Below are 17,013 nucleotides of genomic sequence, written 5' to 3'. Positions count from 1 at the left end.
GACTCGAGCGCGGCTCGCCGGGCGAGGACCGCTCGGGCGGCCGGGATCAGGCGAGCACCCACTCCAGCGCCTCGCCGACCGTGCGGTGGCGGAACTCGAAGCCGTCGTCGAGCAGCCGCTGAGGGACCAGGCGCTGGCTCGAGAGCAGGAGCTCGTGCCCGGCGTCGCGCAGCGCGAGCTCGATGATCTTCTCGGGGACGGCCAGCTTGAACGGGCGGTGCAGCTGCTCGGCGAGGGTGCGCATCACGTCGTTCGCGGTCGCCGGCACCGGTCCGGCGAGGTTCACCGGGCCCGAGAGCGAGGACGTGAGCAGGTGGCGGATCGCCGCGGCCTCGTCGTAGAGGCTGATCCAGGGCCAGGCCTGGTTGCCGCTGCCGAGGGGTCCGCTGAGGCCGAGCTTCGTCAGGGGCAGGAGCGGCTTGAGCGCGCCGCCGTCGCCGAGGACGAGCCCGGTGCGAGCGGTGACCACCCGCGTGGCCTCGGGCGCGAGGTGGGCGGCCTTCTCCCAGCGGTCGACGACGTCGGCGAGGAACCCGTCGCCGCGCGAGGACTGCTCGGTGAGCTCCTCGCCCGGGCGGTCTCCGTAGTAGCCGACCGCGGAGGCGTTGATCAGCGTCGTCGGCGGGGTCGAGGACATCCGCATCGCGTCGGTGAGGGTCTGCGTGGACTGGATCCGCGAGTCGAGGATCTCCCGCTTGTAGGACGCGGTCCACGGCAGGCGGCTGATCGAGGCGCCGGAGAGGTTGATCACGGCGTCGACGCGGTCGAGCACGCTGAAGTCGAGCATGTGCGAGGTGGGCGCCCAGTGGAACTCGTCCGGGCTCGACGGCGCGTGGCGCACCAGGCGCAGGATCTCGTGCCCCTCGGCGCGCAGCTGGCGGGTCAGCTCGGAGCCGATCATCCCGCTGGCGCCCGAGATCAGGACGCGGAGCCGGGGAGCGGACGCATGCGGCCGGGCCGAGGGCAGCTCGGACGGCGTCGACACGTGCTCGCCCGGCGTGCGCGCGGCGCGCCGCGGCGAGCCGGAGTCCGTGGTCCCGTCGTGGTCGGAGTGCCGTGCGGATGAGTCGCTCATGGTGCCTCCCGGAGCCGGTCGCGGGCCGCCCGCGAAGCGGACCCAGCCTAGAGCCTCACGCCCGGGAGCCGGCCGAGCGCCCGACCAGGCCGGCCCGCGCGAGCACGAGGTAGAGCTCGCAGCCCAGGCAGAGGCCGAACACGGCGTTGAGGAAGGCGGCGAGGAAGGCGACGGCCGCGGCGACCGGAACCGATCCCGGGACGCCGGCGACGTGCAGGAGGACGCCGGTGCCGGTCACCACCAGGCCGATCAGCTGGGCGAAGCGCGGCGGGCGGGCGTCCTCCCACTCGCGGGGCGGTGCCAGGTGCGGCCGGACCACCCGGCGGAACAGCACCGCCCAGGGGCCGGAGCCGACGCCGCGCGCGGCCGACCAGGCGAAGAGGGCGGCGAGCGCGAGCAGCAGGAGGAAGCCGGGCTGGGAGAGCCGGCCGTCGAGGTCGGCCCGGGCCGGGGCCGCGAGCCCGAGGCCCACGGCCGTGAGGAGGAGTGCGGCGGTGACTCCGGCGGCGACCCTCGGACCGCGGGGATCGACGGTGCCGGACGGGGGAGTGGCGCCGGTGGTGGAGGGGGAGCGGGTGCTCATCATGTCTCCTGGAGTCGGTCGAGCTCGATGGTCAGGGCTGCGCGGGTCGGAGCGCCGCCGATGCGGCTGCGCGGCACTCCGTCTCGATCGAGCAGGAGGAGCGTGGGCGTCTGCCGGACGCGGAAGCGCGCCGCGAGGTCGGGGCGGTGCGTCAGATCGACGTCGAGGTGCGCCAGCCCGGGCCGCTGCTGGGCGAGCTCCCCGAGCATCCGTCGCACTGCAGGGCACCGCGTGCAGACGTCGGTCGAGAACTGCACGACTGTGGCCCGGGTCCCGAGCACTGCGCCGGGGACGAGCTCGCCGGGGTCGATCGCGGGGTCCTGGCGCGAGGGGGCGCTCGCGACGCGCCCGGAGCGGGCCCGATGGACAGCCCCGAGGACGACGCCCAGCACGACGAGGCCGAGCAGTGCGGCGAGGATCGTCACGGGCTCCATCCGGGAAGCGTAGGTCGGCGCGGGCGCTGCGCGGACGACTGTTTCGGGATGTGACGACGGCCGCGGTCGGAGCGTGGTCTAGGTTCGATCCGTGACCGAACAGAGCAGCCTCAGCGCAGACCCGAGCAGTCCCGTCTTCCGCAGTGATGTCGTCGTCGAGCTGGTCCGCGCGAGCGCCCACGACTCCGACGTGCTGTTCGCGGCCCGCGTCTCGACCCAGGGCGAGAAGACGCTCGCCGAGGCGCTCGACGGCGAGGAGTCCGACGCCGAGTTGCAGCGCAAGCGCGACCGCGGCCTGATCAACTACCTCATGCGCGACCGCCACGGCTCGCCGTTCGAGCACAACTCGATGACCTTCTACGTGCAGGCGCCGATCTTCGTCTTCCGCGAGTTCATGCGGCACCGCATCGCCTCCTACAACGAGGAGTCGGGCCGCTACCGCGAGCTCCGTCCGGTCTTCTACGTGCCCGGCCCCCGCCGCAACCTCGTGCAGGTCGGCAAGCCCGGCGCCTACTCCTTCGAGCCCGGCACCGCGGAGCAGGCCGAGCTCGTCGCCGAGGAGACGCGCCGCGTCAGCACGCAGGCCTACGAGTCGTACCGGCGGATGCTCGGCGAGGGCGTCGCCCGCGAGGTCGCCCGGATCGTCCTCCCGCTGAACATCTACTCGTCGATGTACGTCACGCTCAACGCCCGCTCGCTGATGAACTTCCTCTCCCTGCGCACCAAGCGCGAGGACTCGACGTTCCCCTCCTTCCCGCAGCGCGAGATCGAGATGGCGGCCGAGCAGATGGAGACGCACTTCCAGGAGCTGATGCCCCTCACGGCCGCCGCCTTCACAGCGAACGGCCGAGTCGCCCCGTAGCCCGCCGCCCGGCGAGGACGAGCGGGCCGTCCCGCCCGATCGCCTGCTGCCGTCCGCGCGGGCGGCTCCGGGAACCTCCTCCCGGCGGCGCGGCGGCGACCCGCTACCCTGGCAGCGTGTCAACTCCGGAGAATCCCTTCGGCCAGGTCCTGGTCGCCCTGGTCACCCCGTTCACCGCCGACGGCGAGGTCGACTGGCCCGGTGTCGAGAAGCACATCGACGACTGCATCGCAGCGGGCGCGGACGGCATCGTGGTCACCGGGACCACGGGCGAGACCAGCACCCTGACCGACCCGGAGAAGATCCGCCTCGTCGAGGTCGGCCGCTCGGTCGCCGGGGGCCGCGCCAAGATCATCACGGGAGGCGGCTCGAACGAGACCGCCCACGCCATGCAGCTCGCCCGTCAGAGCGAGAAGGCCGGCGCCGACGGCAACATGATCGTCACCCCGTACTACAACAAGCCCACGCAGGCGGGCGTGCTCACCCACTTCCGGATGATCGCGGATGCGACGGACCTGCCGGTCATCCTCTACGACATCCCCGGCCGCACCGGCGTGCCGATCCGCTACGAGACGATCCTGCGGGCGGCCAAGCACCCGAACATCCTGGCCGTGAAGGACGCGAAGGGCGATCTCTCCGAGGTCAGCCGCGTGCTCAACCAGACCGACCTGATGTACTTCTGCGGCGACGACGCGAACGTGCTCCCCGAGCTCGCCATCGGCGCCACGGGGCTCATCGGCGTCACCGCGAACATCGCCGCCGCGCCGTACCGCACGATCGTCGACGCGGTGAACGCGGGCGACCTCCACGCGGCCACCCGCGCGCACCAGCAGCTCGAGCCGCTCGTGCGCGCCGTGATGACGCACGTCCCCGGGACCGTCGCCGCGAAGTACATCCTGCACGGCCTCGGCCGCATCTCCTCGCCGCGCGTGCGGCTGCCCCTGGTCGGCCCGGAGGAGTCGGAGGCGGCGCTCATCGAGGACGAGCTCGGCCTGGTCCGCGACATCCCGGGCGTCGACTTCCGCAACTTCCGGCCCGACCGCAACGCCGCGGCCGGCGGCGCCCTCCCGAAGGTCGCCGGCACCACCCGCTGAGCCCGAGCGGCACGTCCCGAGAAAGCACCGCTGGAGAAGGAGGGCGCATGCCCGGTCCCGTGATCATCCCCGCCCCGCTCGCTCCGGGAACGCTCCGGATCATCCCCCTCGGCGGCCTCGGCGAGATCGGCCGCAACATGACCGTCTTCGAGATCGACGGCAGGCTCCTGGTCGTCGACTGCGGCGTGCTCTTCCCGGAGGAGGACCAGCCGGGCGTCGACCTGATCCTCCCGGACTTCACGCCCATCCGGGACAGGCTCGACGACATCGTCGGAGTGGTCCTCACCCACGGCCACGAGGACCACATCGGCGCCGTCCCCTACCTGCTCCGCCTGAAGCGCGACATCCCGCTGATCGGGTCCACCCTCACGCTCGCCCTCGTCGAGGCGAAGCTCAAGGAGCACCGGATCACGCCGTACACGCTCACGGTGAAGGAGGGCGACGTCGAGAACCTCGGGCCCTTCGAGCTCGAGTTCGTCGCCGTGAACCACTCGATCCCGGACGCGCTGGCCGTGTCGATCGTCACCGACGCCGGCTCGGTGCTGCACACCGGCGACTTCAAGATGGACCAGCTGCCGCTCGACGGCCGGATCACCGACCTGCGCGCCTTCGCCCGCCTCGGCGAGGAGGGCGTCGACCTGTTCATGGTCGACTCCACCAACGCCGACGTCCCCGGCTTCACGCCGAGCGAGCGCGACATCGGCCCGGTCATCGAGAGCGTCATGGCCAGGGCGACCCGCCGCGTCATCGTCGCGAGCTTCTCCAGCCACGTGCACCGGGTGCAGCAGGTGCTCGACGCGGCCCACGCCACGGGCCGCCGCGTGGCGCTGCTCGGCCGCTCCATGGTCCGCAACATGCGCATCGCCGCGGATCTCGGCTACCTGCACGTCCCTCCGGGAGTCCTGGTCGACATGAAGAAGTCGGGCGACGTCCCCGAGGACAGGATCGTCTACATGTCCACCGGGTCGCAGGGCGAGCCGATGGCCGTCCTCAGCCGGATGGCCAACCTCGATCACCAGATCGAGCCGGGGGAGGGCGACACCGTGATCCTCGCCTCCAGTCTCATCCCCGGCAACGAGAACGCGGTGTACCGGGTCATCAACGGGCTCACGCGGCTCGGAGCGACCGTCGTGCACAAGGGCAACGCGAAGGTGCACGTGTCCGGGCACGCCGCGGCCGGCGAGCTCCTCTACTGCTACAACATCCTCAAGCCGCTGAACGTGATGCCGGTGCACGGCGAGTACCGGCACCTGGTCGCGAACGCGCAGCTCGCGCGTGAGACCGGGATCGCGGAGGAGAACACGATCATCGCCGAGGACGGCACCGTGATCGACCTGCTCGACGGCAGGGCGACCGTCGTCGGACGGCTCGACCTGGGGTTCGTCTACGTCGACGGATCGTCGGTGGGCGAGATCACCGACGCCGACCTCAAGGACCGGCGGATCCTCGGCGAGGAGGGCTTCATCTCGATCATCGTGGTGGTCGAGGCGGGCACGGGGCGGATCGTCGTCGGCCCCGAGATCCACGCGAAGGGCTTCGCGGAGGACGACAGCGTCTTCGACGAGGTCAAGCCGCGGATCGCGGCCGCGCTCGAGGAGGCGGTGCGGAACGGGGCGAGCGATCAGCACGCGCTCTCGCAGGCCGTCCGTCGCGTCGTCGGCCGCTGGGTCAACACCTCCTACCGCCGCCGGCCCATGATCGTGCCGCTCGTCATCGAGGCCTGAGCCTCCCGGCCGGCGGCGGATCGGCGCCGGCCGTCGCGGCGCGGGTCACCGGCCCTGACGGGGGCGGCGGGTACGGTGGCCTCATGGCGACCAGTACCAAGACGACCTCGCGCGGGCGCGGCAGCGCGACTCCGCGCTCCGGCGCGCCGCGATCCGGACGGGGCTCGGGCAAGGCGGCCGCCGAGACGAAGACGGTGGCCTTCGAGTCCGCCCCGCGCACCAACCCCGCCGTGCGGCTCTGGATGGCGCTGGCCCACCTCGCGGGCGGCGCCGCGCGCGCCCTCGGTCCCGAGCGGCTGGCGAAGGAGGAGCGCCGCGACGGCGTCCCCTTCCTGCTGCTGCTGCTGGCCGTCGCGGGCGCGGTCGTCGAGTGGTTCCTCGCGACCGACCCGGTCGCCCTGGTGCTCGACGCGTGGAGCTTCGGCGGCTTCTTCGGCCGTGTCGCCTACGTGCTGCCGGTCGTCCTTCTCCTCTTCTCCCTCTGGCTCTTCCGGCACCCCCGGTCCGTCGACGACAACGGACGGATCGGCGTGGGCGTCATCACGCTGCTCGTCGCCTCCGCCGGCATCTGCCACGCGCACCTCGGCCTGCCGCAGCCCGGCCAGGGCATCGAGACCATGGCGGCAGCGGGAGGCGTCCTCGGCTGGCTGGTGGGCGCTCCGCTCGCGGCGATCGCCACCGTCCCCGGCGCGACCGTGCTGCTGTCGCTCGTGATCCTGCTGTCGCTGTTCATCATCACCAAGACCCCGCCGAACCGCATCGGCGCGCGCTCGCGGGAGCTCTACGGCTACCTCTTCGGCGCCCCCGTGCTCGACGACGAGGAGCGCGCCCGCCTCAAGGCCGAGCGGGCCGCCGCCAAGGCCGCGGCGAAGGCGGAGGCCGAGCAGGAGGAGGACGCGCAGCAGGACGGCGGAGAGCTGCCCTGGTGGCGGCGCACCGAGTCCGGGCGCGAGGACGAGCCGACCGTGCAGACCGAGCTCCCGATCGACTCCTTCACCGAGGTGCTCGAGGGCACCGCGCCCGCCCGCGGCCGCGCGAAGGGCTTCGACACCGCGCTCGAGGAGCGCGACGACGAGGCCCACCCGCCGACCCGCTCCTACGCCACCGAGGTGCTGGCCGAGGCCGAGACCGCCGAGGCCGCGCTCGCCCGCTTCGAGAAGACGGGCGCTCCCCGCGGCGCGACCGGAGTGGTCGACGACGACGCGACCGAGGTCATCCGGCTCGACCGCCTCGACGTGGCGCCCGCCGTCCCGATACCGCCCGTCATCGAGACCGGCCCGATCGCGCCCCTCGCCGAGGAGGACCCGACCGCCGGCTTCGACTCCTCGTTCGAGGACGACGCGCCGTACCGCCTCCCCTCGGCGGCCGCCCTCTCGACGGGCACGCCCTCCAAGGCGCGCTCGGCGGCCAACGACGAGATGGTCCGCGCCATCACCGAGGTGCTGCAGCAGTTCAACGTGGACGCGACGGTCACCGGCTTCTCCCGCGGCCCGACCGTCACCCGCTACGAGATCGAGCTCGGCCCGGGCGTCAAGGTCGAGCGCGTCACCGCGCTCAGCAAGAACCTCTCCTACGCCGTCGCCAGCAACGAGGTCCGGATCCTCTCCCCGATCCCGGGCAAGAGCGCGATCGGCGTCGAGATCCCCAACACGGACCGCGAGATCGTCTCGCTGGGCGACGTCCTCCGCTCGCCGGCCTCGACGACGTCCACGCACCCGATGACCATCGGCGTCGGCAAGGACGTCGAGGGCGGCTACGTCGTGGCGAACCTCGCCAAGATGCCGCACCTCCTGGTCGCCGGCTCCACCGGCTCCGGCAAGTCCAGCTTCGTCAACTCGATGATCACGAGCCTGCTGATGCGCGCGCGCCCGCAGGACGTGCGCATGGTCCTGATCGACCCCAAGCGCGTGGAGCTCACCATCTACGGCGGAGTGCCGCACCTGATCACTCCGATCATCACGAACCCCAAGAAGGCAGCCGAGGCGCTGCAGTGGGTCGTGAAGGAGATGGACATGCGCTACGACGACCTGGCGTCGTTCGGGTTCCGTCACATCGACGACTTCAACGCGGCCGTCCGCGCGGACGAGATCAAGCTCCCGGCGGGCAGCAGCCGCGTCCTCAAGCCGTACCCGTACCTCCTCGTGGTGGTCGACGAGCTCGCCGACCTGATGATGGTCGCCCCGCGCGACGTCGAGGACTCGATCGTGCGGATCACCCAGCTCGCGCGCGCCTCGGGCATCCACCTCGTGCTGGCCACGCAGCGGCCGAGCGTCGACGTGGTGACCGGCCTCATCAAGGCGAACGTGCCCAGCCGCCTCGCCTTCGCGGTGACCAGCGTGACCGACTCGCGGGTCATCCTCGACCAGCCGGGAGCCGACAAGCTCATCGGGCAGGGCGACGGCCTCTTCCTCCCCATGGGCACCAACAAGCCGATGCGCGTGCAGGGCGCCTGGGTCCGCGAGGACGAGATCGCGAAGGTCGTCGAGCACGTCACCCGTCAGGCGCAGCCCGAGTACCGCCAGGACATCACCGTGCAGGCGCAGCGCAAGGAGATCGACTCCGACATCGGGGACGACCTCGAGCTGCTGGTCGCGGCGGCCGAGCTCGTCGTCAGCACGCAGTTCGGCTCGACCTCGATGCTGCAGCGCAAGCTCCGCGTCGGCTTCGCCAAGGCCGGCCGGCTGATGGACCTGCTCGAGTCGCGCGAGGTCGTCGGCCCCTCCGAGGGGTCGAAGGCCCGCGACGTGCTGGTCACCGCCGAGCAGCTGCCGGGCGTCCTCGCGCGCATGCGCGGCGAGGACCCGGGCGAGGGGCCGGCCGCGCCGTCCTCGGTCGCCCCGGACCCGTACGCGGATCCGCTGGCCGAGCCGACGGGGCCCGTCGCCACCGACTACCACGACGACGACGAGGGGTCCGGCGAGGACGCCTGGACGCTGACGGGACGCGAGTGACCGTCCCGGTCGCCCGCACTGCGAGGAACGGCGGAGCACGATGACCCACCCCACCGCACCGGCTCCGGCCGCGTCGGGCAACTGGAACCTGCCGAACGCGATCACGGTCGTCCGGATCCTGCTGGCGCCCGTCTTCTTCTGGCTCCTGCTGGCCGACGGGGGGCAGGACGGCGGGATCCGGATCGCCGCGGCGCTCCTCTTCATCGTCGCGATCGCCACGGACGGCATCGACGGGCACATCGCCCGGAGCCGGGGCCTCGTGACCGATCTCGGCAAGCTCCTGGATCCGATCGCCGACAAGGTGCTCACCGGCGCGGCGCTCGTCGGGCTCTCGATCCTCGGGGAGCTGCCGTGGTGGGTGACGATCGTCATCCTGGTGCGCGAGATCGGCATCACCGTGTTCCGGATGGCCGTGCTCTCGGATCGGGTGATCCCCGCGTCGCGGGGCGGCAAGCTCAAGACGATCGTGCAGTCGATCGCGATCTCCCTCGCTCTGCTGCCGCTCTGGGCCGTCCTCGGCGAGTGGGTCCACTGGCTGAACGGCATCACGATGACGGCGGCGGTGGTGCTCACGGTCGCCACCGGGATCGACTACCTCGCCGACGCCGCCCGCCAGAGCCGGGCCGCCCGGTCGACGCGGTGACGGCCGCGCAGCTGATCGCCGAGCTCCGGCGGCGGGGTGTCGACCTCGCCGTCGCGGAGTCCCTCACCGGCGGCGCGCTCAGCTCCGCCCTCGTGGAGGTGCCCGGCGCCTCCGCCGTGTACCGCGGGGGAGTGGTGAGCTATGCCACCGACCTCAAGGACCGGCTCCTCGGGGTCGACGCGCGCGTCCTCGGCGAGCGGGGTCCCGTCGATCCCGGAGTCGCCGTGCAGATGGCGCGCGGAGCGTCCTCGCGGCTCGCAGCCGACGGGCGTCCGACGCTCGGCCTGGCGACCACTGGGGTCGCCGGTCCGGATCCGCAGGGGGACACGGCCGTCGGCACCGTCTTCGTGGCGGCCGTCCTCGGCGAGGACGAGCTCGTCCGTGAGCACCGGTTCGACGGCGACCGCGCCGCGATCCGCGCCGCCTCGGTCGACGCGGCCCTCGCCCTCGGCGCGGAGCTGATCTCCCGGGGGGCATGAGGCGGATACCCAGCGAGGGCCCTCCGGGAATCGGAATGCGCCGCATTGCGGCCCGGTTACAACTGGTGTCGCTCACACGCAAAGTCCAGTCATCCGGTATTAGAGTCGACACCATACGAACCGGGTAGTGAACAGCTATCCGGTTCTCTCGTCCCAGCCCCCGATCACCCGCTCCGGAGAATCTCCGGCGCTCGTGCTCGCGGTGCAGGTGCACGACATGCGGTTGACGTGGAGAAGGAGGGTCCAGTGGTTCTAGTTCGTCAGGAGATCGGCGATGTCCTCAGGGACTTTCGCCTGCAGAAAGGTCGTACGCTCCGTCAGGTGGCGAGCAAGGCGAGCGTTGCGCTCGGCTACCTGAGCGAGGTCGAACGCGGTCAGAAGGAGGCCTCCTCGGAGATCCTCGCCTCTGTCGCCGACGCCCTCGACACCCCCATCTCGGTGATCATGCGCGAGGTCGGCGATCGTCTCGCCGTCATCGAGGGCATCGACACCATCCCCGACACCATCCCGGCCGACATGGTCGCCGGCTTCGACGCGGACCTCGTCACGCAGTAGTCGGCCCCCGTCCCCTCCACTCACCGCACCCGCTCCACGCGAAGGGCGCCCAGGCTCCGGCCGGGCGCCCTTCGGCGTTCCCGGGGGAGTGCGGCCTCCGGGCAGCGGCTACCGTGGACGCATGCGCTTGAGCGAGTTCCGGCAGCTGGTGGACGACGAGTTCGGCGGCGCCTACGCCCGTGTCCTGGTCTCGGACCTCGTGCTGACCGAGCTCGGGGGCCGCACAGCCGAGCGCGCCCTCGCGGACGGAGCGGAGCCGCGCGAGGTCTGGCTCGCCCTCTGCCGCGCCAACGACGTCCCGGAGGCCCGGTGGCACGGCGTGGATCCGCGGAAGCGCCACCGCTGACGCTCCCGTCGCCGAAGCCGTGTTCGACACGCCGACGGCTCGTGCTCGAATCCGTGTTCGAACGGGTCTAGGCTCCTCCACAGAAGCAGGAACGGCCCCGTCTCCACGGAGTCGCTCTCGCTCGGCCCCGATGTCGGTGGTCGGGCGTACCGTCGGAGACACCTGAACGGACCTGCTTCACCGCCTTGTCGCAGCCGGCCGGCACTGTCACTCCGACAGCCACCGGCATGTCGCGACAGCCTGTAGGCGACACCACCACGAACACGAGAGCGAGACGGCCATGCCCAGTTCCTCCGACCGCGAGAAGTCCCTCGAGACCGCACTCGCCCAGATCGACCGCCAGTTCGGCAAGGGCGCCGTCATGCGCCTTGGAAGCGACGACCGCGCTCCCGTCGAGGTGATCCAGACCGGTTCGATCGCGCTCGACGTCGCGCTCGGGATCGGCGGGCTCCCCCGCGGCCGCATCGTCGAGATCTACGGCCCCGAGTCCTCCGGAAAGACAACCCTCACGCTGCACGCGATCGCGAACGCGCAGCGCAACGGCGGCATCGCCGCCTTCATCGACGCGGAGCACGCGCTCGACCCCGAGTACGCCAAGAAGCTCGGCGTCGACATCGACTCCCTCCTCGTGTCGCAGCCCGACACCGGAGAGCAGGCGCTCGAGATCGCCGACATGCTCGTGCGCTCGGGCTCGATCGACCTCATCGTGATCGACTCCGTCGCGGCCCTCGTGCCGCGTGCCGAGATCGAGGGCGAGATGGGCGACTCCCACGTCGGCCTGCAGGCGCGCCTCATGTCCCAGGCGCTGCGCAAGCTGACCGGCGGACTGAACACCACGAACACCACGATGATCTTCATCAACCAGCTGCGCGAGAAGATCGGCGTCTTCTTCGGAAGTCCCGAGACCACGGCGGGCGGCAAGGCGCTCAAGTTCTACGCGTCGGTCCGCCTCGACATCCGCCGCATCGAGACGCTGAAGGACGGCACCGACGCGGTCGGCAACCGCACCCGCGTCAAGGTCGTGAAGAACAAGATGGCCCCGCCCTTCAAGCAGGCCGAGTTCGACATCCTCTACGGCGTCGGCATCTCCCGCGAGGGCAGCCTGATCGACTTCGGTGTCGAGCACGAGATCGTCCGCAAGTCGGGCGCCTGGTACACCTACGACGGCGACCAGCTCGGCCAGGGCAAGGAGAAGGCGCGCCAGTTCCTCATCGACAACGCCGATGTGGCCGCTGAGATCGAGAAGCGCATCCTGGTGAAGCTCGGCGTGATCGTCGACCCGAACGCGGCCGTCGAGGCCGCGCCGGTCGCGATCGAGACCAAGCAGCCCGTGCGCAAGGGCGCCTAGCCCGTGGCGGAGAAGGCCGCGGAGGGGGCGAAGGGCCGCCCCGTGGCCTTCCTGCCCTGGGTCGACCGGGGTGCGGCGGGCGACGAGGGCTGGGCTCCGGCGGCGCCGGCCGCCGACGGGGCCGGGTCGCTTCCGGAGCCGTCCGGAGCCGGGACGCCGCGTACCAGTGCGCCCGGGACGGTCGGAGGAGAGTCGGGAGGCTCGGCCGTCGGCGGCGCCGCGTCTCCGGCCTCCGAGCGGATCGCCGAGCTCTCGGCTCATGTCGCCCGGCGCGCGCCGGCGTTCGTCGAGAACGCGGACGACGAGGACGACGACGACGCGATCGAGATCCCGGAGGAGATCGATCCCGAGCAGGTCGCGGATCGGATCGTACGGGGGCTCTCCCGCAAGAGCCTCTCGGTCGCCGAGGTCGAGGCGCGCCTCTACACGGAGGGCGTCGCCGAGAAGGACGCCCTCGAGATCCTCGAGCGCTTCACGCGCTTCGGCTACCTCGACGACCTCCGCATGGCGGAGCAGCTGGTCGTCTCGCTCCGTGACCGCAAGAAGCTCGGCCGCTCCTCCATCCAGCAGGAGCTGCGCGCGCGGAAGATCGACCCCGAGGCGATCGCGTCAGCGCTCGACGAGCTGGACGGCGACGACGAGTACCGCACGGCGCTCGAGCTCGCGCGCAAGCGCCTACCGAGCCTGCGCTCGCTCTCCGACGAGGTCGCCGAGCGCCGGCTCACGGGGTTCCTCGCGCGCCGCGGCTACGCCGGCGGACTCGTGCAGCGCGTCGTCCGCGAGACGATCCGCAAGCCGGGGTCGAGCGTCCGCTTCCGCTGACACGGCGGGCCGAGGCGGTCCGACCGGAGCGTAGAATCCCACACCATGAGCACGCTCGGTACCGCCCCGTCGCCCGTCGCCGAGACCCGGCCGAGGACCTACGAGGTCCGTACGTTCGGGTGCCAGATGAACGTGCACGACTCCGAGCGGCTGAGCGGTTCGCTCGAGGCGGCGGGCTACGTGTCCGCCGATGGAGCCGAGGCCGACGTCGTCGTGATCAACACCTGCGCGGTGCGCGAGAACGCCGACAACAAGCTCTACGGCAACCTCGGCCACCTCGCCTCGGTGAAGCGCCGCCACGAGGGGATGCAGATCGCGGTCGGCGGCTGTCTCGCGCAGAAGGACAAGAACGTCATCCTCGACCGTGCCCCGTGGGTCGACGTGGTCTTCGGCACGCACAACATGGGCGCCCTCCCCAGCCTGCTCGAGCGCGCCCGCCACAACGACGAGGCGCAGCTCGAGATCCTTGAATCGCTCGATGTCTTCCCCTCCACGCTCCCCACGAAGCGCGACTCGACCTACAGCGGCTGGGTCTCGATCTCGGTCGGCTGCAACAACACCTGCACCTTCTGCATCGTCCCCTCGCTCCGCGGCAAGGAGAAGGACCGGCGCCCCGGCGACGTGCTCGCCGAGATCCAGGCGCTCGTGGACGACGGCGCGATCGAGGTCACCCTTCTCGGCCAGAACGTGAACTCCTACGGCGTCGAGTTCGGCGATCGCCAGGCGTTCTCGAAGCTGCTCCGCGCGGCGGGCACCATCGACGGGCTCGAGCGGATCCGCTTCACGAGCCCCCATCCCGCGGCCTTCACCGACGACGTGATCGACGCCATGGCCGAGACGCCGGCGGTGATGCCGCAGCTGCACATGCCGCTCCAATCCGGCTCCGACCGCGTCCTCAAGGCGATGCGCCGCTCCTACCGCTCCGAGAAGTTCCTCGGGATCCTCGACCGGGTGCGCGATCGCATCCCGCACGCGGCGATCAGCACCGACATCATCGTGGGCTTCCCCGGCGAGACGGAGGCCGACTTCCAGGAGACCCTGCGGGTGGTCGAGGCGGCCCGCTTCGCCTCCGCCTTCACCTTCCAGTACTCCATCCGGCCCGGCACCCCGGCCGCGACGCTGCCCGACCAGATCCCCAAGGCGGTCGTCCAGGAGCGCTACGAGCGGCTCGTCGCCCTGCAGGACGCGATCAGCGAGCAGGAGAACCGCGCAGTCGTCGGCCGAGAGGTCGAGGTCCTCGTCGCGACCGGCGAGGGCCGTCGCGACACGGAGACGCACCGGCTGAGCGGACGCGCCGAGGACAGCCGTCTGGTGCACTTCGACGTGCCCGAGGGCTCCGAGCAGCCGCGTCCCGGAGACGTGGTCTCCGTCCGGGTCACCCGTGCCGCCCCCTTCTACCTCCTGGCGGATTCGCCCGACGGCGCGCCGCTCCGCATCCGCCGCACCCGCGCGGGCGACGCCTGGGACCGGGCGCAGACCGAGTCCTGCGGAGTTCCGGCCGCCCCGGGCGGGAGCGGGGCGCCCCGGGTCTCGCTGGGCCTGCCGTCGCTGCGCGTGCGCGACGCCGGCACGCTGACGACGCCGATCTACGACGCCCTCGATGGCGAGCGCTGAGACCGGAGCCCCCGATACCGCGCCGGAGCTCATCGCGGTCGTCGGCGCGACCGGCACGGGCAAGTCCGACCTCTCGCTCGAGCTCGCCGAGGCGATCCGGCAGGACGGCGGCGCCGCTGAGATCGTGAACGCCGACGCGATGCAGCTCTACCGCGGGATGGACATCGGCACCGCGAAGCTGCCCGCCGACGAGCGTCGGGGCGTCCCGCACCACCTGCTCGACGTCCTCGACGTGACGGAGGAGGCGTCGGTCGCCCGCTACCAGAGCGAGGCGCGGCGCGTGATCGAGAGCGTGCTGGCGCGCGGGGCGACGCCGATCCTCGTCGGGGGCTCCGGTCTGTACGTCTCCAGCGTCGTCTTCGAGTTCTCGTTCGCGGGCACCGACCCGGCCGTCCGGCGCCGGCTCGAGGAGACCGCCGAGCGGGAGGGCCTGGGCGCCCTCGTCGAGCGGTTGCGCCGGATCGACGCCGGAGTGGCCGAGCGGATCGGTCCGCACAACGCCCGGCGCATCGTCCGCGCGCTCGAGATCGCGGAGCTCACCGGCGGGAGCACGCACAGCGCGCTGATGTCCGACGAGCCGGTTCGGTGGCGCCCCGCCTCGATCCTGTTCCTCGAGGCTCCGCGGGAGGAGCTGGTGCAGCGCCTCGACCGGCGGGTGGAGCGGATGTGGGCGACCGGGATGCTCGACGAGGTCGAGCGGCTCGTCTCCCTCGGCCTGGAGCGCGGCGTCACCGCCGGGCGGGCCATCGGGTACGCCCAGGCGCTCGCCCAGCGTGCCGGCGTCCTCCGCGAGGAGGAGGCGATCGCGGCGACGCAGGCGCTCACGCGCCGCTACGCACGTCGGCAGAACAGCTGGTTCCGGCGCTACGCCGGCGCCCACCGGCTCCCGTACGACGCGCCGGACCTGGTGTCGCGGGCGCACTCCGCCGCCCAGGCCGCCGCTCCCGCTCCTCGCTAGGCTGTGCGCCATGACGATCGAGCTGCACTTCACCAAGGGCCAGGGCACCGGCAACGACTTCGTGCTCTTCAGCGACCCGGACGGTGAGGTCGACCTCTCGCCCGCGCAGATCGCGATGATCTGCGACCGCCACTTCGGCGTCGGCGCCGACGGCGTCATCCGTGCCGTCCGCTCCCGCGCGATCCCGGAGGGCGCCGCGGCTCTGGCCGAGGAGAGCGAGGCGGAGTGGTTCATGGACTACCGCAACGCCGACGGCTCGATCGCCGAGATGTGCGGCAACGGCATCCGCGTCTACGCCGCGTTCCTGCTCGCGGGCGGCCTCGCGGCGCTCGAGCCCGGCGACACCCTGCCGATCGGCACCCGCGCCGGCGTCCGCGACGTCACCCGCAGCGGTGCCGGGTTCCAGGTCGACCTCGGCCGCTGGGAGCTGGCGGGCGGCGAGCCCCTGGTGCGGGCGAAGGAGCTCAAGGTCGCGCGCCCCGGTCTCGGGATCGACCTCGGCAATCCGCACGTGGTCGTCGCCCTCAGCAACGACGAGGAGCTCGACTCCGCCGACCTCTCCTACATCCCGCAGCTCGACCCGGAGCCCGAGGACGGCGCGAACGTCGAGTTCGTGGTACCCGGCGAGCCCCTGGTCCACGACGGCATCGGGCGGATCCGGATGCGCGTGCACGAGCGCGGCAGCGGCGAGACCCTGAGCTGCGGCACGGGTGCCGCAGCGGCGGCACTGGCGGTGCGCTACTGGGCGGGAGCCCGCGCTCCGCAGGCCTGGCGCGTGGAGGTCCCGGGCGGCACGCTCGGCGTGACGATGTTCGCGGCGGAGGAGGGCGAGCACGTCGGGCTCTCCGGCCCGGCCGACCTCGTCTTCACCGGGACGATCCGGATCGACTGAGGACCCGGTCAGGCCCGGCGGGTCGTCCGGAGCACGCGGAAGCCCTTCGCCGAGGAGACGCGCTCCACGTCGAGCCGCCCGGCGAACGCGGCGCCCAGCCAGGTCTGGAGCGAGTCTGAGCCGAGGTTGCGCTGCACGACGAGCCAGGCGTCCGCGCCCTCCTCGAGCCGCGGCAGCCAGCGCTCGAGCAGGAGGTGCAGCTCCTCCTTGCCGATGCGGATCGGCGGGTTCGACCACACCGTGCGGAAGCGGACGTCGTCGGGAACATCCTCGGGCAGCACGGCGTTGACATTGAGGACGCCGAGTTCCTCGCAGTTGCGACGGACCAGCTCGAGCGCCCGCTGGTTGACGTCGACCGCCCACACCCGGGCGTCGGGGGAGGCGAGGGCGAGCGCGAGGGCGACCGGGCCCCAGCCGCAGCCGAGGTCCAGCAGGTCCCCGTCAGCGGGGGCGTCGGGCACCGCGTCCAGCAGGACGCGTGTGCCGAGATCGACGTGACCGGGGCTGAACACCCCTCCTGCCGTCGTGACCTCGAGGTCGCGGCCGGCCAGGCGGGCCTGGATCCTGCGGGGCCGGAGGTCGCCGTCGGGAGTACTCGAGAAGTAGTGCTCGGCGGCCATGAGAAGTGAACCT

17 protein-coding genes are annotated in these 17,013 nt (G+C 72.0%); 13 read left to right on the top strand and 4 right to left on the bottom strand.

The features are described 5' to 3' along the window. Positions 1-46: 46 nt before the first annotated feature. From C5C54_RS05735 to C5C54_RS05725, 3 genes are read right to left on the bottom strand one after another with little or no spacing between them, the layout of a single operon-like run. Complete coding sequence (locus tag C5C54_RS05735) at positions 47-1,075, bottom strand: TIGR01777 family oxidoreductase (protein WP_104287951.1); 1,029 nt, start codon at positions 1,073-1,075, stop codon at positions 47-49. 55 nt (positions 1,076-1,130) lie between these two features. Next, positions 1,131-1,658, bottom strand: a complete 528-nt coding sequence (locus tag C5C54_RS05730; protein ID WP_104224466.1) for a DUF4395 domain-containing protein — start codon at positions 1,656-1,658, stop codon at positions 1,131-1,133. Next, positions 1,658-2,092, bottom strand: coding sequence for a thioredoxin family protein (locus C5C54_RS05725; RefSeq protein ID WP_104267086.1), 435 nt, complete (start codon positions 2,090-2,092; stop codon positions 1,658-1,660). The genes C5C54_RS05730 and C5C54_RS05725 overlap by 1 nt, the downstream gene beginning before the upstream one ends. 91 nt (positions 2,093-2,183) lie before the next feature. Here C5C54_RS05725 and thyX point away from each other — a divergent pair, with 91 nt between their 5' ends. From thyX to dapF, 13 genes are all read left to right on the top strand, one after another. Then, the gene (thyX, locus tag C5C54_RS05720; protein WP_104226301.1) at positions 2,184-2,954 is read left to right on the top strand and encodes an FAD-dependent thymidylate synthase; all 771 of its coding nucleotides are present in this window, start codon (positions 2,184-2,186) and stop codon (positions 2,952-2,954) included. A 116-nt stretch (positions 2,955-3,070) separates the two neighbouring features. Continuing rightward, on the top strand, positions 3,071-4,048 hold the full coding sequence (dapA, locus tag C5C54_RS05715; RefSeq protein WP_104224469.1) for a 4-hydroxy-tetrahydrodipicolinate synthase: 978 nt from the start codon (positions 3,071-3,073) through the stop codon (positions 4,046-4,048). A 47-nt stretch (positions 4,049-4,095) separates the two neighbouring features. Continuing rightward, entirely contained in the window at positions 4,096-5,772 is a 1,677-nt protein-coding gene (locus C5C54_RS05710) for a ribonuclease J (protein ID WP_104224470.1), read from the top strand. Positions 5,773-5,855: 83 nt separating this feature from the next. After that, positions 5,856-8,723: a DNA translocase FtsK gene (locus C5C54_RS05705; RefSeq protein WP_104287950.1), complete on the top strand. Its 2,868-nt coding sequence runs from the start codon at positions 5,856-5,858 to the stop codon at positions 8,721-8,723. Between the two features lie 40 nt (positions 8,724-8,763). Continuing rightward, positions 8,764-9,366, top strand: a complete 603-nt coding sequence (gene pgsA, locus C5C54_RS05700) for a CDP-diacylglycerol--glycerol-3-phosphate 3-phosphatidyltransferase (RefSeq protein WP_104287949.1) — start codon at positions 8,764-8,766, stop codon at positions 9,364-9,366. After that, complete coding sequence (locus C5C54_RS05695; protein WP_104262712.1) at positions 9,363-9,845, top strand: CinA family protein; 483 nt, start codon at positions 9,363-9,365, stop codon at positions 9,843-9,845. The genes pgsA and C5C54_RS05695 overlap by 4 nt, the downstream gene beginning before the upstream one ends. A gap of 246 nt (positions 9,846-10,091) precedes the next feature. Further along, entirely contained in the window at positions 10,092-10,400 is a 309-nt protein-coding gene (locus C5C54_RS05690) for a helix-turn-helix domain-containing protein (protein ID WP_068207524.1), read from the top strand. 121 nt (positions 10,401-10,521) lie between these two features. Then, the gene (locus C5C54_RS05685) at positions 10,522-10,746 is read left to right on the top strand and encodes a DUF3046 domain-containing protein (RefSeq protein ID WP_104224474.1); all 225 of its coding nucleotides are present in this window, start codon (positions 10,522-10,524) and stop codon (positions 10,744-10,746) included. 280 nt (positions 10,747-11,026) lie between these two features. Further along, a complete protein-coding gene (gene recA / locus C5C54_RS05680; RefSeq protein WP_104262713.1) occupies positions 11,027-12,094 on the top strand; it encodes a recombinase RecA in 1,068 nt (355 codons plus the stop codon). A 3-nt stretch (positions 12,095-12,097) separates the two neighbouring features. Further along, complete coding sequence (locus C5C54_RS05675; RefSeq protein ID WP_104272756.1) at positions 12,098-12,916, top strand: regulatory protein RecX; 819 nt, start codon at positions 12,098-12,100, stop codon at positions 12,914-12,916. Between the two features lie 45 nt (positions 12,917-12,961). Beyond that, complete coding sequence (miaB, locus tag C5C54_RS05670; protein ID WP_104260627.1) at positions 12,962-14,530, top strand: tRNA (N6-isopentenyl adenosine(37)-C2)-methylthiotransferase MiaB; 1,569 nt, start codon at positions 12,962-12,964, stop codon at positions 14,528-14,530. Next, positions 14,517-15,488, top strand: coding sequence for a tRNA (adenosine(37)-N6)-dimethylallyltransferase MiaA (gene miaA / locus C5C54_RS05665; protein ID WP_104287948.1), 972 nt, complete (start codon positions 14,517-14,519; stop codon positions 15,486-15,488). Before miaB ends, miaA begins: the two co-directional genes overlap by 14 nt. A 10-nt stretch (positions 15,489-15,498) precedes the next feature. Further along, on the top strand, positions 15,499-16,380 hold the full coding sequence (gene dapF, locus C5C54_RS05660; protein WP_104226308.1) for a diaminopimelate epimerase: 882 nt from the start codon (positions 15,499-15,501) through the stop codon (positions 16,378-16,380). A gap of 8 nt (positions 16,381-16,388) precedes the next feature. Here dapF and C5C54_RS05655 read toward each other — a convergent pair whose 3' ends face one another. Continuing rightward, positions 16,389-17,000 (bottom strand): class I SAM-dependent methyltransferase, encoded by a 612-nt coding sequence (locus C5C54_RS05655; protein WP_104287947.1) that lies wholly within the window; start codon positions 16,998-17,000, stop codon positions 16,389-16,391. Positions 17,001-17,013: the final 13 nt, after the last annotated feature.

It is taken from the genome of Rathayibacter sp. AY1F2, assembly GCF_002930885.1.
In the GTDB taxonomy this organism is placed as follows: Bacteria; Actinomycetota; Actinomycetes; order Actinomycetales; family Microbacteriaceae; genus Rathayibacter.
This window is presented reverse-complemented; position numbering and strand designations above follow the sequence as displayed.

Excerpts from the sequence above, each read along its gene's own strand:
- C5C54_RS05735 (WP_104287951.1), bottom strand. The coding sequence starts at position 1,075 with ATGAGCGACTCATCCGCACGGCACTCCGACCACGACGGGACCACGGAC.
- C5C54_RS05730 (WP_104224466.1), bottom strand. The coding sequence starts at position 1,658 with ATGAGCACCCGCTCCCCCTCCACCACCGGCGCCACTCCCCCGTCCGGC.
- C5C54_RS05725 (WP_104267086.1), bottom strand. The coding sequence starts at position 2,092 with ATGGAGCCCGTGACGATCCTCGCCGCACTGCTCGGCCTCGTCGTGCTG.
- C5C54_RS05710 (WP_104224470.1), top strand. The coding sequence starts at position 4,096 with ATGCCCGGTCCCGTGATCATCCCCGCCCCGCTCGCTCCGGGAACGCTC.
- C5C54_RS05705 (WP_104287950.1), top strand. The coding sequence starts at position 5,856 with ATGGCGACCAGTACCAAGACGACCTCGCGCGGGCGCGGCAGCGCGACT.
- pgsA (WP_104287949.1), top strand. The coding sequence starts at position 8,764 with ATGACCCACCCCACCGCACCGGCTCCGGCCGCGTCGGGCAACTGGAAC.
- C5C54_RS05685 (WP_104224474.1), top strand. The coding sequence starts at position 10,522 with ATGCGCTTGAGCGAGTTCCGGCAGCTGGTGGACGACGAGTTCGGCGGC.
- recA (WP_104262713.1), top strand. The coding sequence starts at position 11,027 with ATGCCCAGTTCCTCCGACCGCGAGAAGTCCCTCGAGACCGCACTCGCC.
- miaB (WP_104260627.1), top strand. The coding sequence starts at position 12,962 with ATGAGCACGCTCGGTACCGCCCCGTCGCCCGTCGCCGAGACCCGGCCG.
- miaA (WP_104287948.1), top strand. The coding sequence starts at position 14,517 with ATGGCGAGCGCTGAGACCGGAGCCCCCGATACCGCGCCGGAGCTCATC.
- dapF (WP_104226308.1), top strand. The coding sequence starts at position 15,499 with ATGACGATCGAGCTGCACTTCACCAAGGGCCAGGGCACCGGCAACGAC.
- C5C54_RS05655 (WP_104287947.1), bottom strand. The coding sequence starts at position 17,000 with ATGGCCGCCGAGCACTACTTCTCGAGTACTCCCGACGGCGACCTCCGG.